Origin of the sequence: Emcibacter nanhaiensis, assembly GCF_006385175.1 — a bacterium.
Classification (GTDB): domain Bacteria; phylum Pseudomonadota; class Alphaproteobacteria; order Sphingomonadales; family Emcibacteraceae; genus Emcibacter; species Emcibacter nanhaiensis.
This window is the reverse complement of sequence record NZ_VFIY01000006.1, coordinates 141,707-156,674: the sequence shown is the minus strand read 5'-3', so window position 1 is coordinate 156,674 and position 14,968 is coordinate 141,707. Positions and strand designations below refer to the sequence as shown.

General features: G+C 56.3%; 12 protein-coding genes. 3 read left to right on the top strand and 9 right to left on the bottom strand.

The window, feature by feature from the left end; translation table 11 throughout:
* Positions 1-74 precede the first annotated feature (74 nt).
* Complete coding sequence (locus tag FIV46_RS08230) at positions 75-392, top strand: 2Fe-2S iron-sulfur cluster-binding protein (RefSeq protein ID WP_139940338.1); 318 nt, start codon at positions 75-77, stop codon at positions 390-392.
* A 3-nt stretch (positions 393-395) separates the two neighbouring features.
* Here the strand turns inward: FIV46_RS08230 and FIV46_RS08225 are convergent, their stop codons facing one another.
* The 4 genes from FIV46_RS08225 to FIV46_RS08210 all read right to left on the bottom strand — a co-directional run bounded on the left by FIV46_RS08225 (position 396) and on the right by FIV46_RS08210 (position 4,757).
* Entirely contained in the window at positions 396-1,154 is a 759-nt protein-coding gene (locus tag FIV46_RS08225; RefSeq protein WP_219846009.1) for an SDR family NAD(P)-dependent oxidoreductase, read from the bottom strand.
* Positions 1,155-1,237: 83 nt separating this feature from the next.
* Entirely contained in the window at positions 1,238-3,436 is a 2,199-nt protein-coding gene (locus FIV46_RS08220; protein ID WP_181163129.1) for a TonB-dependent receptor, read from the bottom strand.
* A gap of 356 nt (positions 3,437-3,792) precedes the next feature.
* Entirely contained in the window at positions 3,793-4,269 is a 477-nt protein-coding gene (locus FIV46_RS08215; protein WP_181163128.1) for an Lrp/AsnC family transcriptional regulator, read from the bottom strand.
* Positions 4,266-4,757: an Lrp/AsnC family transcriptional regulator gene (locus FIV46_RS08210; RefSeq protein WP_181163127.1), complete on the bottom strand. Its 492-nt coding sequence runs from the start codon at positions 4,755-4,757 to the stop codon at positions 4,266-4,268. The genes FIV46_RS08215 and FIV46_RS08210 overlap by 4 nt, the downstream gene beginning before the upstream one ends.
* 268 nt (positions 4,758-5,025) lie before the next feature.
* Between FIV46_RS08210 and FIV46_RS08205 the strand changes: the two genes are divergently transcribed.
* A complete protein-coding gene (locus FIV46_RS08205; protein WP_139940328.1) occupies positions 5,026-5,808 on the top strand; it encodes an SDR family oxidoreductase in 783 nt (260 codons plus the stop codon).
* Positions 5,809-5,817: 9 nt separating this feature from the next.
* On the opposite strand, the gene FIV46_RS08200 is transcribed toward FIV46_RS08205, so the two are convergent.
* Positions 5,818-6,900 (bottom strand): aromatic ring-hydroxylating dioxygenase subunit alpha, encoded by a 1,083-nt coding sequence (locus FIV46_RS08200; protein WP_139940326.1) that lies wholly within the window; start codon positions 6,898-6,900, stop codon positions 5,818-5,820.
* Between the two features lie 111 nt (positions 6,901-7,011).
* Here FIV46_RS08200 and FIV46_RS08195 point away from each other — a divergent pair, with 111 nt between their 5' ends.
* A complete protein-coding gene (locus tag FIV46_RS08195; RefSeq protein ID WP_139940324.1) occupies positions 7,012-7,869 on the top strand; it encodes a LysR family transcriptional regulator in 858 nt (285 codons plus the stop codon).
* 155 nt (positions 7,870-8,024) lie between these two features.
* On the opposite strand, the gene FIV46_RS08190 is transcribed toward FIV46_RS08195, so the two are convergent.
* From FIV46_RS08190 to FIV46_RS08175, 4 genes are all read right to left on the bottom strand, one after another.
* Positions 8,025-9,758 (bottom strand): amidohydrolase, encoded by a 1,734-nt coding sequence (locus tag FIV46_RS08190; protein WP_181163125.1) that lies wholly within the window; start codon positions 9,756-9,758, stop codon positions 8,025-8,027.
* Between the two features lie 61 nt (positions 9,759-9,819).
* Complete coding sequence (locus tag FIV46_RS08185; RefSeq protein ID WP_139940321.1) at positions 9,820-12,246, bottom strand: TonB-dependent receptor; 2,427 nt, start codon at positions 12,244-12,246, stop codon at positions 9,820-9,822.
* A 43-nt stretch (positions 12,247-12,289) separates the two neighbouring features.
* Complete coding sequence (locus tag FIV46_RS08180; protein WP_219846007.1) at positions 12,290-13,396, bottom strand: class II histone deacetylase; 1,107 nt, start codon at positions 13,394-13,396, stop codon at positions 12,290-12,292.
* Positions 13,397-14,842, bottom strand: coding sequence for an amidase (locus FIV46_RS08175; RefSeq protein WP_139940319.1), 1,446 nt, complete (start codon positions 14,840-14,842; stop codon positions 13,397-13,399).
* Positions 14,843-14,968 lie beyond the last annotated feature (126 nt).

Genomic DNA, 14,968 nt, shown 5'->3' with positions numbered 1-14,968 from the left:
TCGGGTTTATATATTTTGCGAACTTTTCCCAAACTCAAACCTGAAGTGCACTTTTTATAAACGAGGGACAAACCATGATTAAACTGCATGTCACCAATCGAGACGGAAGCCAGGTCACCCTGTCTGCGCAGGAAGGCGCCAGCCTCATGGACGCCCTGCGCGACGCGGCCGTCGAGGGTATCGACGCCATTTGCGGCGGGGTGTGCAGCTGCGCCACCTGCCATGTCCATCTGTCCCCTGAGTGGTTTGCAAAGCTGCCGCTCACCGATGAGAATGAACAGGAGCTCCTGGCCGATTCAGAACATCGCACCCCGACCAGCCGTCTGTCCTGCCAGATCCCCCTGACCCCCGATCTGGACGGTCTTACTCTGACCGTAGCCGAGGAAGATTAACCCCTAGATCCCATATCCGCCGGCCACCGAAATGGTCTGGCCGGTGACATAGGACGCCCGATCGGACGCGAGGTACAGCACCGCTTCGGCAACATCCTCCGGCTTGCCGAAATGCTTGAGCGCGAGCCCGCTGATCACGGCATCGGTCCAGGCCTGGTCAAATACCCCCTCATCCCGAAGACGTAAGAAAATACCGGTCTCAATCACGCCCAGCAGCACGCTGTTGGCGCGAATATTGTTTTTTCCTTCTTCCTTGGCCACCCCCTGGATCAGGGATTCGATCGCCGCTTTGGGCGCCACGGACAGGACATCCTTTTCCGGCCACTTCAACAGACCGGCTGAACTGATATGCACATAGGAGCCCCCTTCCCGGCGCATCGCCGGCAGCGAATGATGCAATATATTGAAGAATCCATTGAGATCCTGGTCGATCACATCGCGCCAGAGCTCCGTGGTCAGTTCACCGATCAACAGCTGCGGAATGTTATACCCCGCGGCCATCACCACGGTGTGGATGCGCCCAAAGTCTTCAGATGCCCTGCTAAAAAAAGCCGCAACCGACCCTTCATTACGCACATCCAGCTGATCACACGCTACCCGCACACCGGTCCCGGCGAGCTCCGCGGCCAGTTCGTCCGCCCGCCGTTTATTACTGTTGTAGGTAAACAGAATATCAGTACCTGCCTGTGCCAGCTTGATACAGATCTCCCGTCCCGCGCCGCCACTGCCGCCAATGACGACCGCTACTCCCTGTGGAAACATTCCCCTTCCTTTCATCCTGCTCAAACTGAAGGCCGGCCGATGAAACCTGGCCGGCCTTCGAATTTAACTCCCGAGGTCACCCTCTAGAAAATGATCTTGGCACCGAAACCGTACGTCCGGGGATCGCCATAATAGTTGATGGCATAGAAGTTGGACGTGATCGGAATACCATGCAGACGATATTCCGTATCCGTCAGGTTTTTACCCCAGACACTAAGCTCCACGCTGCGTTTGTCGTCCAGTGGCACGAGAAGCGCGATACGCGCATTCAGAAGGTCATAGGACTCAGCCTTGGTGAGTAAAGCGGATGCTTCCTCATGGAAGAAATATTGTTCATCTGTCCAGCTGTAATCCACCCGGCTGCGCAACTCCCCGAAACCCAGGTCAACAGAATGCTCGAGACCAATGGAGATTTTATTCTTCGGCGTATAGGGGAATTTGGCCGTATCCTTATGCTGCACGCCCCCGACAGAGAAGTCCTGGTAATCCCCCTTCATGTAACCATAGTTCAGGAAAGCTGTCAGGGATTCCGTGACCAGGAAAATACCTTCGAACTCGATCCCCTTCACGGAGGCCTCACCGGCATTCTCGATCTGGGAATAGGCGCCAAGGAAGTTGGACAGCTGCAGGTCATTCACCTTGTTATAGAAACCGGCAATATTGGTCTGCACCCGGCCATCCATCCAGCGGGCCTTCATACCGATTTCATAGGATGTCAGCGTCTCTTCGTCATAGGGCACCATGGCGACGGCGGCAGAAGCAGCCTCACCGTTAAATCCGCCGGCTTTCCAGCCGCGCGCCACCTTGGCGTAGAAATTCACATCTTCATCCAGCTTGTAGCTGATGGTTGCTGACGGCGAGAAATTGTTCCATGTATCACTGCCTTCGAACTCGAAAGTATCGGCATAGATATAATAGCCGTCCGGATGCCGGATATAGGCGTCCTTGTCTTCCTTGGTGTAGCGGGCACCCACAGTAAATGTCCATCGATCGTCAATAGCCCAGTCCACCTGACCGAAGGCGGCGTAGGAATTACTTTCCACGCCATAGAAGTTTCGGACCGGAATACCAAAGCCAAAATCATAGGGATTGATGGCATCCGCCTTTTCATTGAAATAGAACAGACCCAACACATAGTTCAGGCTTTCCATATTCCCCACCAGCTGGAATTCCTGCGACGTCTGGGAATGATCCACATCGCGTTCCGCATGAAAGCCGGTAATAGGAAAGCCGTCGTAGTCGTTCATGTCATGAAACTGCATCTCGCGGTAACCGGTGATGGATTTCAAAGTCATGTTATCATTGATATCCCAGGTCAGGTGCAGGGCATGTCCCTGGGATTTGGAGGTATCAAACAATGTGCCGTCGAGAGCCCCCTCATCCAAACGCTTCAGTTCTCCGGGGCCAAGAATTTCGTAGGTAGGGCTCAGCTCACCCAGTTCAAACTGCCCGAAAGCGGGGGTATTGTCCCGCTGGGACCAGTCGAAAGTGTAATAGGCACTGAAACTTTCAGAAAACTCAAACAAAGCGGCGACACGAAGCGCTTCCGCGTCAAATGCATTAAATTCATCCCTTAACAGCGGGTTTGCACCGGGTAATGCTGCGGCCAGATTTGTATAGAAGCCGTCATGTTCCCTTTTGCTATAGGCAATATTGAGACTTACCAGGTCAGCAATCTTGGGCAGGTCAACAGAGGCTCCGAATTCATAGGAACCGTAGTTGCCGGCACCTCCCTTGACAAACCCACCCAGTTCGCCGGAAGGCTTGCGGGTGATCAGGTTGATCGCGCCGCCTGTGGTGTTTTTCCCATACAGGGCACCCTGCGGTCCGCGCAGAACCTCGATCCGCTCCAGTTCGGCCACATCAAACAAGCCACCCACATTCTTGGCCACAAAGACACCGTCGAAATAGATCCCCACGGCCGGCTCCCAGGTCACAGCTGGGTTCACTGTCGTTGCACCGCGAATGGCGACCGTGGCGCCGGCATTCCCGCCCGGTGACGGCGCAATCTGCAGGTTCGGGGTATGCATGCTTACATCGCTGATATCCTCGATCGACTGCATTTCCAGGGCATCCCGGTCAAAGGCCGCCAGCGAAATCGGCGTTTCCTGAAGATTCTGCTCTCGTTTCTGCGCGGTCACAACAATCTCTTCGAGCACCAAACCGCCGTCGGCATCCTCCGCCGCCTTTGCCCCGATTGCTGTACCGGCAAAAACCCCTGAAGCGATGATGGTCGACATCATCAACTGAACTGCCTGCTCTCTGTTCTTGAAATATTTCATCAATATATCCTCCCGAATTACCTCCGCGGACCCGATCATCTTCTCCCGGTCGGGTTTCTCCGCCTTATGATCACGCACTCTATACAATAGAAATCACATGATCAAGTATTTTCGTAATATTTATATGTATTAAATACGCAATGGATAAATCTCGTGTTGACTTAGCAATTATATACGCACCCCAGGCCGCCATTTATAACGGCATTACATGGCAGACAAATCCCGACCTCCCGGCTGCAAGACGGGCGAACGGAAAAGGGCCGAAGCAGAAAGCTTCAGCCCGTTTTCCGACAAAATAATAATGTAAGTGCTTCGCGAGGCCTTTGCATCGCCGTGCTCCCCCTGGCACATCAGACTCAATCTTCCCGGTCGACGATCCGACCCCAACGATAGTCATATTTCAGGGACTGCACTGCCAATGTGGTTTCCACGTGGCGAACACCGTCGACCCGCATGACCTGATCGTTGACCACGTCCAGAAGCTCGTTCCCGGAAGACACCACCACAAAGGCAAGAATATCGTATCGGCCGAGCATGGTGGCGGCAAAGCGCACAAATTCGAACTCGGCAATCTGTTCAGCCACCTCTTTGAGTCGATTGAGGTCCGCCCGGATTCCCATATAGGCCATGATATAGTTGCTGGCCTGCTGCGGCGTACTCATGACCGCGGTGATCTTGATGATTTTCTCTTTCTGCAGCTGCTTGATCCGGCCACGCACCGTTCCTTCGGTCACCCCGATATGGGAGGCGATTTCCCGATTGCTCATTCTGGCGTCCCGTGACAGGTGTTCCAGGATCTTGCGATCCACGTCGTCTATTTCGCGCTTTTTCATAATTCGGGAGTCCATTCAGATTGATATTTCAGCACGTCCATCGCCATTCCGGGGGATAACCTGGCAATCCCAGGTATCGCCGCCACTTTTTCCTGAAGAAAGACCGAAAGATCGGAGAAGTTTCGGGCTGCCACCAGAATTTCGATGTCATATTCCCCTGTCGTCAGGGTTACAGAAAAGACATCATCCAACTGGACAAGCTCGTTGGCAATATCCCGGGCCGGCCGGCTGTCGACCACGATACCGATGGCCAGCAGGAGCTCAAAGCCGGCAGCGGCAAAATCCGTGACCGCCACCACCCGGAGCATTCCCGCATCCTCCATCTTTGTCATGCGTGAACGAATGGTGGCAGGAGTTGCCCCGCTACGGCTCGCCATTTCCTGGACCGACATGCGACCGTCTTCGCGCAGAAGCATGACGATTTTCTTATCCAGTTCATCCAGACCGGGCAATCCGTCCAGTGTTATTCGAGAATGATCTGCAGTCACTCGCATACCCTTCTGTTTTTACTGTTTGTTTTCCGCCTCCCCAAAAGAACCGGAATTATTCGGAGCCTACAATAACCCGACCTCTCCCCATTGGCTATTTTTTTCGACTCAACCGGTGACATCATTATTATTTCACGCCCCCACTGACACTTTGCGTATATTTTTATTTTTTATTTACGCTTATGGACAAATCGAACCTTTTGTGAAAAATTGTTTGCGTAATGAAAATGACGCTTTTTATGTAAACACCCAGAACGGGAAGAGGCAAATGTCGGAATTCGCGAAAAAAACTGTAGTCATAACCGGCGGTACGCGCGGCATCGGCAGGGGAATTGCCGCCGCTTTCCTGCGCGACGGCGCGGAAGTATATGTCTGCGGCCGGTCAGCCCCGGACAGCCTGCCGGAATATCATGGCCGGCCCGCCCGGTTCGTCCAAGCCGACGTCCGCAACGAGGAACAGGTGCAATCCGTCATCGATCATATTTTGGAGGAAACCGGACGGCTTGATATCCTGGTCAACAATGCCGGCGGTAGTCCGGAAGTAGAGGCGGCCAGCGCCTCACCGCGCTTTTCAGAGTCGGTAATCCGGCTCAATCTGATCGCGCCGCTCATTTTCAGCCAGAAAGCCCATGCCTCCCTGCGCGCCAGTGGCGGCTCCATCATCAATATCGCCAGCGTCTCCGGCATCCGCCCGTCGCCGGGCACCGCCGCCTATGGCGCAGCAAAGGCGGGACTGATCAACCTGACGCAATCACTAGCCCAGGAATGGGGACCTGAAATCAGGGTAAATTGTATCATCGCAGGCCTGATGCAGACCGAGGCCGCGGGAGATCATTACGAAGGCCGGGACGGTATTGACAGAATCGCCGACAGCCTGCCGCTAAAACGCTTCGGAACACCGCGAGACATTGCCTCCGCCTGCCTGTTCCTGGCCTCAAGCGCCGCCTCCTATGTCAGCGGCGCCTCCCTTGAAGTCACCGGCGGCGGGGAACCGCCGGTCCATCGGGTGCTTGCCAATCAGTTCCGTACCGAACAAGACGGACCAGAATGAAACCGGTGATCAGGCCACCTGATCCTTCTTCCGTTTGTCCACCGTCGCGACAAGGCCGTTGACCTTTTTGTGGACTTCTCCAGCCTCTGACCGCTGATTATAGAACTGTCCGTACCATTTCCGCAGTCTCGCAAACGGTCCGTCAAACTTCAACACCATCGGCCTGGTGCAGGCCCGCTTGTACTGCCAGATTTCGACATCCTGCGCCAAAGCCAGACGACTGGCTTCCTGATATTGTAGTGCTGCTGCCCGATCTTCTTCCGTAATTGGTTTCGAGCCATCGTTCACCTTCACCATCAAACCATGCCACACCCTGGTCAGTCCGTCTTCGATGGGAGTATGCGCAATCATGATAAAGGACGGGTAGTCCCCGGCCATCTCTGACTGCAGAATTGACGGGCCTTCATACCAGGTATCCAGTGTCAGGTCCTGATCTTCTTCAGAAACAAGCGTCCGGTGACCGGCAGAGAAATACTGATGAACAATGTGATCTATAAATTCGTTGGCAAAATAGGAGATATTGCTGGACCCGTGGATCGGAATAAAATGGGCCACATCCGCCATGTTATCCACAATCTCAATGGGATGAGAGTTCAGATCCCCCATATGGTCAATTTTCCAGTGCACCCAGCCCGGCTCATCCCAGTGCCCGCCAAAGCCCGGCAATGGGAAATCAGGTTCCTTTTGTTCCGGATCATGCCACATCCAGATAATGCCCGCCCGCTCAACAACGGGATAGGTCCTGATGCAGGCCGCCTTGGGAATAAATCCTTCCGCATAGGGAATATCATCGCACTGGCCGTCCGGCCCGAAACGCCAGCCGTGAAACGGACAGCGGATGGACTCACCCTGAACATGTTCGCCGTCATGCACCACGTAGGAAGTTGTATTCCTCGCCAGATGCGCGCCCATATGGGGGCAATAGGCTTCCACCAGATGCGGCGTCCCACTCTCGCCGCGATACAGCACCATATCCTCGCCAAAGAAGCGCACTTCCTTCGGGACGGTAGTCGCTTCCGCTGCCGGAGCAATCATGAACCAGCCACGAGGAAATACATATTCTCCCAGTCCATAGTCTTCGGTTTTAGCCATGTTGAGGCCTCCTTTATCAAATGCACAAATTTGTTTGCTCTTTCCCAATAAACGAAGGGGAAGCATACAATTTTCCAACAAAATCTTGAATTGCACAGTGACCGTGCAATAATGCACGGAATGAACTGGAATGATTTATATATTTTTTTGACGGCTGTCAGGTCCGGCTCCTACTCCGCCGCAGCCAAGGAACTCGGCATTGATCGCACGACAGTCGGACGACGGGTCTCTGCCTTGGAAAAGGCCATTGGCGCGGAGCTTTATCGCTATACGCCCGCCGGTCCGGAACCCACAAAAGCGGGAAATTTTCTGCTTAAGGCCGCAAGTCACATGGAAGCCGAAATGGATAAAATGCGCCTGGAAGTGAGCCAGAATATCGTTGCTGAAGCCACCATTCGCATTGCCAGCAGCGCGTCAATCGGTGTGGAGTTTCTGGAACTGTTCGAGCATTTCCAAAGCCGGCATCCGGCAGTCTCCCTCGAGGTGATGGGACAACTTGACCCGATTGAGGCGATTACCCAGCGCAAGGCCGACCTCGCCATCGCCCTGATTGACAAGCGCCCCCGCAGAACGGAGGGACTGCATATTGGCACCGTCCATCAAGCCCGCTATTGCTGCAAGGGAACAAATCCGGAGAAACGCCTCCTGTGGGGCCATGAAATGGAAATTTCCCTGCCGGGTCAATGGACGGCCGCCAACAGTTCCGAAGATGGGGCCGGCGTCCGGGTAAACAACTGGCCGCAGATGAAACAGGCGTTCCTCGCCGGCATGGGCTCCGCCTGGCTCTGGACTTTCCTGGCCGATAAGATCCCGAACCTGGTTCGGATCGAGGAACCGGAACCCCGCTGGGGCAGTGAGCTCTGGCTGCTCCACCGCGCAGGTTTTCCGGTTAGCAACAACATTTCAATGATTATCGACTATCTCGGCACGGAACTCAGGCAAATGCTCAAAAGCGCTCACAGGCGCTGACAGAAGCACCTTTATAAAACTGGAAAAGAAGAGATTGGCGCGGCCGAGAGGCACCGGAAGGTCAAACTGATATGGTTAGTTAGAAGAAGAAGTGCGCAGTATTTGCGCACTTCCTTCCGCTTGAGTGAAACTTCTGATAACAACTGAAAACAGATCTACCTGTTCAATACCGTGTTGCCGGCAAGGACCACCATTTCCACTTTGGTTTCAGCAATATCCTCCGCCGGAATCTCAAACAAATTCTGGTTCAGGACGATCAGATCTGCTGATTTACCGGGCGCAATCGAGCCGCTCACCTTTTCAAGTTTGAGCGCCCTGGCGCCATCGACCGTAAATATATGTAGCGCCTGTGCCAGGGTAATTGCCTGGTCCGGTCCCAGAACCCCCGGGGTTTTCCCGTAAGGGTCCTTGCGGGTGATCATGGCCTCGATCGCAATCCAGGGGTCCATGGACGGCACCGCGGCCGGCCAGTCGGACCCGGCCAGCACCGGCGCCCCGGCCTCGAGGAGATCGCGGATATGCCACAGGTTCTTGCGGGATCTTTCCTCCCCCACCGCATCGAAGATCGACTGCACGATCGGCGATGGATGCCAGAGATAGGGCGACAGGTCAGCCACCACATTCAGCGCCTTGTAGCGGGGCAGATCCTCCGCGGAGATAAATTCCGAATGGGCGAGCTCATGCCGGAGGTCGGAGCGTCCGCTGATTTCATGAGCCCGCTCAATGGCATTGAGCGCTGTCTGCACCGACCGGTCGCCGGCGGTGTGGATTTTGACCGTGAAGCCCCGCTTTTCCAGTTCCGCCACATCCGCCGTCATCACGTCTTCACTGAGGTGCAGCTGGCCGCGGTAGTTTTCCGGAAAATGATCGTCGTGGATATAGGGTTCCAGCATGGCGGCGGTACGTGAAACGGTCGGTACCCCGTCGTCGAACAGCTTCACGAACCAGGTATTCACACGGTCGGACGCATATTCCTTCTGCAGCCGGGAAATCCTTTCATAGTCCAGTGGCACTTCGCGATGGCCGTAGGGCGTGGAAATGGCCGCCGCCACGCGAATATTCAGCTCACCGGCCTGGTCAACATCATGATAGGCCTTGAGGATCGGCTCGCGGGCGTTGGCGTCCTTGATCCCGGTTATGCCGTAGCCGTTGGCGATCCGCGCCATTTCTATAACGGCAGCCCGGTATTGTTTCCCGGACCAATCGGGAAGCTGGCTCTCCATCAAAATCTGCGCTTCTTCCAGCAGCACACCGCTGGGTTCGCCGGTGGCAGGATCGCGCACAATGGTGCCGCCCTTGGGGTCCGGGGTCTCCTTGGTCATGCCGACCAGTTCCAGGGCCTTGCTGTTGGCCCAGCCATTATGACCGGAATCGTCACTGAAATAGACCGCCTTGCCGCCGGAATATTGATCCAGCCATTCACGCGGGGACGGAATATCGTAATTCTCAAAAAAGTTGCTGTCCCAGCGTCCGCCGACAATCCAGTCGGAGTCCGGGTTGCGCCTGACGCACTCCTGAAGGATTTCGGCGATCTCCTCCGGTGTGGCAGTGAATTCAAACTTGCAGCTGAACAGATTGGCAATCGCCCCGTCGGTGGGATGACTGTGCCCGTCATTCAGGCCCGGCATCGCCATCCTGCCTTCCAGGTCAACCATTTCGGTGTTTTTACCCGCCAGCTTTCTGATTTCAGCGTCTGTGCCGACGGCCACGAACCTGCCGTCTGTAATCGCCACCGCTTCCGCCCAGGGCTGTTCCTGCTCCACGGTATAGATATGACCGTTAAAGAAGATCTTGTCGGCCGCCTCGCCCGCCAGGGCGGTTGAACCCGATAGGACCGTCAGCACCAGGCCGCCGATCAGCCCCAGATTATGTTGTTTGAGTATTGTCATTATACCTCTCCTGTAAAAAGGGGCTGCAGCTTGTGCTGCAGCCCAGTAGGCAAGGGAGAAATCAGAAGTCGTAGGAAATGGAAACGCCGATGGTACGCGGCATTCCCACACTACGAACGTAGGGACCATTCCCGCCCTGGTAGGCGGCCGGATAATAATATTCGTCGAACAGGTTCTTGCTCCAGACCATCACGCTCCAGTTGTCCTGTATGCTGGTCAGGCTGGCCCGCAGGTTGACCAGGGCATAAGCGTCTGTCGCGTCAGAGGGCTGAACGCCGCCGGTGGTGTCATCCTTGTAGCTGACATCCCCCCCCAGCTTCATCATCAGGTCAGTGGACAGCTGCCATTCATACTCGACGGAGGCATTCAACTGCCACCTGGGGGTCATGGCAAGTTCCTGACCGGAAGAATCCTCCGTCACCCGAACCGGCCAGGCACTTGAATCGGCGGTTGTTTCCCATTCGAGAATTTTGGATTTCAGGTAGGCCGCCCCGAACGTGACATACCAGCCGTCAGCCGGCATCCACTGCAGGTCCAGTTCCGCCCCGTAAATTTCCGATTTGGGTACATTGGTCAGGCCGCTGATCAGACCGACGAACGTCACCGCCCGGTCCTGCTCCTGCTTGTTTTTATAGTCGTAATAGAAGCCGGACAGGTTCAGCTGCATGGCCCCTTCCAGCAGGGTCGATTTCAGGCCGGCTTCGTAAGAGGTCACCTCTTCGGCGCCATAGGCTTTCAACTGCTGGGTTGTGTTGGAGTTCGCCCCGTTGAAACCGCCGGATTTGAAGCCCCGGGATACGGTGGCATACAGCAGCATGTCGTCATTGACAGCATAATCCAGGCCGAATTTCCACATCCATTTGTTGGTTTCGATGGTTTCCTCATAGACATGGAAAGCGTCATTGGGATCCGCCGCGGCAAAGATATAATTGGGGGAGTTCGGATCATCGTCAATGGTCCCGCAATCCCCCGGGGAGAGGTTTGCCCCGAAGGCAAAGTTCAGGAAGCCCGCCAGGGAGCCGTCACCGGCATCAAAAGTACAGCCGGACCAGCTGCGGTCCTCTTCCGTATAGCGCGCCCCTACGGTCACGCGCAGCTTGTCGGTGAAATTATATTCCACATGACCAAACAGAGCCTGGGAGTCTGTCTTCTGGTTATAGCGCGTGTGCAGCTGCAGGATCGGCGCAAACATGAAAGGCGACACCCCGAACGGCACGGCGCCATTGCCGTAAACCGAGTCAGACATGAAATAGTTGTAGAGTTCATCCATCTCGTCTTCGGAGTAATAGGCGCCGGCAATCCACAGCAGTTTGTCGGTCTGACCGGTCAGGCGCACCTCGGCAGAGAAAACCTCCAGGTCCGTGGTGTTGATGTTACTGGAATCATTGGCGGCAGAGCCGTCCCAGTCGTTGGCTTCCACCCGGTCGAACTTGTCATAGCCGACAATCGAGGTCAGCGTAATGTCATCGGAAATATCCCAGTTCAGCTTTGCCGAGGTACCGAAAAGCTGGTTGTCGCGTTTCGGCCGGATATCATAGCTATTGCCATCGGGATCCGTGTAGGAATTTGTCCAGTCCGCTGCCCGGTTGTCGCCAGTGGAATACCAGGGCGGCGTGTCTCCGCTGACCACATAGGGGAACAACTGCAGATAGGGTGCGGCAAATTCACCGAGGCCGATGAGCGTGCCGTCGTAGGTCGTATTGGCCTTGTTGTCGGACTGGTCGTCGGTATAGTGCACATTGATCAGCAGGCTGGCGCTGTCGCTCAGCTCAAAATCCACCAGGCCGCGGACGGCATAGACATTTTTCTTGCCTAGCTTGTCGTCCCTGGTCAGGCTTTCCTGCCAGCCCTCGCCGGACTGGGTGGTCTTAAAGGCCAGGCGGGCATTGATCCGGTCAACCACAGGCACATTGACATGGCCCTCCAGGTCCAGGGTTTCAAAGCTGCTGTAGCCGGCCGTCATCCCGGCGCCGAACTCTTCGGTGGGCTTTTTGCTGATAAAGTTGATCTGGCCGGCAGTCGTATTGCGGCCGTAAAGATCGCCCTGCGGTCCCTTCAGGACCTCGACCCGTTCCATGTCAAACAGAAGCCCGCGGGTCATCACGGCATAAGGCATCGCCACTTCGTCAAAGTAAAGACCGACTGTCGAGGACGCCGCGGTGGAATAATCCTGGAAGCCGATGCCGCGAATGGTATAGAGCGGCACACCGGTGGCGGCCGTTTCATTGACCGTCAGCCCCGGCGTCAGGATGGCGATATCCTCGGCGCTGGCGACGCCGCGTTCCTGCAGCATGTCACCGGTGAAGGCATTGACCGTGATGCCCACGTCATTGATGCCCTGTTCCCGCTTCTGCGCTGTCACGACGACCTCTTCCAGCATCATATCCGCGGAATAGGCCGGGGCCGGCAATACCGCCGCGGCACTGACGGCCGTGGACAGCAGTAATGCCCTGCGGCTGGAGGACTTAATATTTTTCTGTATGCTCATAGTTCCTTCCCTTTCTCCATTATTATCTTGATCGATATTATGATTACAACCGCTCAATCAGCCTCTCGGCTTCGCTGATCAGCTGCTCCTGGTGCGGCTGCAGTTCCTGCCCGCCCATTCCACTGAACAACGGCATGAACGGGTCTTCCACCTCTGTCTTGATACCGCTCAGGGCCTCCATGACGGCCAATCCGAAAAAGGGCACCGTCGGGGCGTTATAGCCACCTTCGTGGCTCATCACGATCCGGCCGTCACACAGCTCATCTGCAACGGTAAGCAGCTTGTTGGTCAGGGAGCGGTAACCCTCCCCGTGCATCATCATGCGCCCGAGCGGGTCATGGGCGCCGGCGTCAAAACCGCTGGGCACAAAAATCAGATCCGGCTTGAAGGCCCGGAGCGCCGGCAGCACTACCCGCTCGAAAGTGGCTTCATAGGCACCGACCCCGCTGCCCGCCGGAAGCGGCACATTGATGTTGTAGCCCTCCCCGGCGCCCCCGCCGATATCGCTCATAAAGCCGCTGTCCGGCGGAAAATTCCGGTCCTGATGGATGGAAATGGTCAGGGCCTGCGGGTCTTCCCAGAAAACTTTTTGCGTACCGTTGCCGTGATGCACATCCCAGTCCACATAGGCGATGCGCTCGAGGCCGCGCGCTTCCAGGGCATGACGCCCGGCAATGGCCGCATTGGCCAGCAGGCAGAACCCCATTCCCATATCCGGTTCCGCATGATGCCCCGGCGGGCGCACCAGGGCATAAGCGTTATCTGCCTTGCCGTCCAGCACCGCATCCACTGCGGCAATCACCCCGCCGGCGGACAGGGCGGCAATCTCGTAGCTGCCAGGCCCGAACGGGGTCAGCATACCGCCATCGCCACCGCGCGGTGAGGCACTCTCCGCTTTCAGCCGGTCAATATAATCCGGGGTATGCACCCGGAGAATTTCCTCATCCGTGGCCGGGCGCGGCGCAATCTGCAGCAACTGTTCGTACAGACCGGACACTTCCAGCAGGTTCTTGAAACGCCGTTTGGTTTCCGGGCTTTCCGCATGGGTGCCCGGCTGGATCGGATTACCGGCCGGCAGCACACCCGCATGGGTGCCTGTATCGTGCCACATATAGATTTCATGCCAGACAAAGCCGGTTTTGCGTGTCATTTAGTTCTCCATTTTCCAAACGCTGCAGGATGGATAGCGCGCCGCCCACGGCACTTCTTCCTCAAGCTGTCCGGCCAGTTGCAGCAACAGGTCTTCGCGGCCGTAAGGCGCAACAAACTGATGACCGATGGGCAGGCCATTGCTGCTCCAGTGCAGCGGCAGTGAGATGGCCGGCTGGCCGGTCATATTGTAGAGACTGGTGAAGGCGGCAAAGCCGAAAATATTGTCAACCCAGCCTTCCGCGGTCCAGCCGGGTTTGTTGGCGTCATAGGTGCCGATCGGCTGCGGCAGCAGCGCCACGGTCGGGGTCAGCATGATGTCATAGTCTTCAAAGAAAGGCGCAACTGTCCTGGTGACAATATTCATCACGTCAAATGCCCCCAAAAGCTCCGTCGCCGACAGGCCTTTTCCCTTTTCGTAACAGGCGAGTGTGGCGCTTTCCAGCGTATCCAGCGACACCGTGCGACCGGTGGCCATGGCCAGTTGGTCGATCCAGTTGGCGATATTGCCGCACCAGATTTTCATGGTGGCATCAAGATAGGCGTCATGGTCCAGAGGTGGGCTTGCTTCCTCCACATCATGACCCAGGGACGCCAGGGTCACCGCTGTCTTTTTGAGACTGGACGAAACCTCGGGATCAACATTGACCCCGGAATGCGGTACCGTTGCATAGGCGACCTTCAGCTTTTCCGGCGGCCGCCCGATCAAATCCAGATAGGGTTTTTCCGGCCGCGGAATGACGTAAGGATCCCCGCTCGCCGGGCCTTCCACCGCATCAAGGATTGCTGCGGTATCACGCACGGTCCGGGTCACGGCCAGTTCAATCCCGAGACCATTCAGGCCATCACCTGCGTCGGGTCCGATCGGCACCCGGCCACGTGTCGGCTTGAGGCCGACCAAGCCGCAACAGGAAGCAGGAATTCGGGTGGAGCCACCACCGTCATTGGCGTGGGCAATGGGGACAATCCCGGCCGCCACCGCTGAAGCGGCGCCGCCGCTGGAGCCGCCGGTAATCACACCGGTATTCCAGGGATTACGACAGGGACCGTGCAGCAGGGATTCCGTGGCCACATTGAAGGCCATTTCCGGCACAGAGGTGCGGCCAATGGTATTAAACCCCGCAGCGCGGAAACGTTTCATCAGGTCACTGTCATGGGGCAAAACCAGGCCTTCTCCCAGCCGGGATCCCATTTCGCACTTGCGCCCTTCGGCATGCAGCACGGCATCCTTGATCAGAAAGGGCACGCCCCGGAACGGTCCGTCCGGCATATCAGTGCCGGCTTTCGGGGCATCCTCGAATACCTCCACCACTGCATTTAGTTGCGGATTGACAAGATCAATAGCCTTTCTGGCGGCATGGGCAAGTTCCTGAGCGGAAACCTGGCCGGTTCTCACCAGGTCAGCTAGTCCAAGCCCGTCAAATTCTGCATATTCCGAAAGTTTCATTCACTGGTCCCTGATACCTGCCCGAATAACTGCCGGGCAACCCGTTTCAGCTAAAACTATCCCGGAACCGGGCATTGCGCCCGACACGAAAGTAGGGAACAGCTAAAAAAACTTCCCCCACCCGAA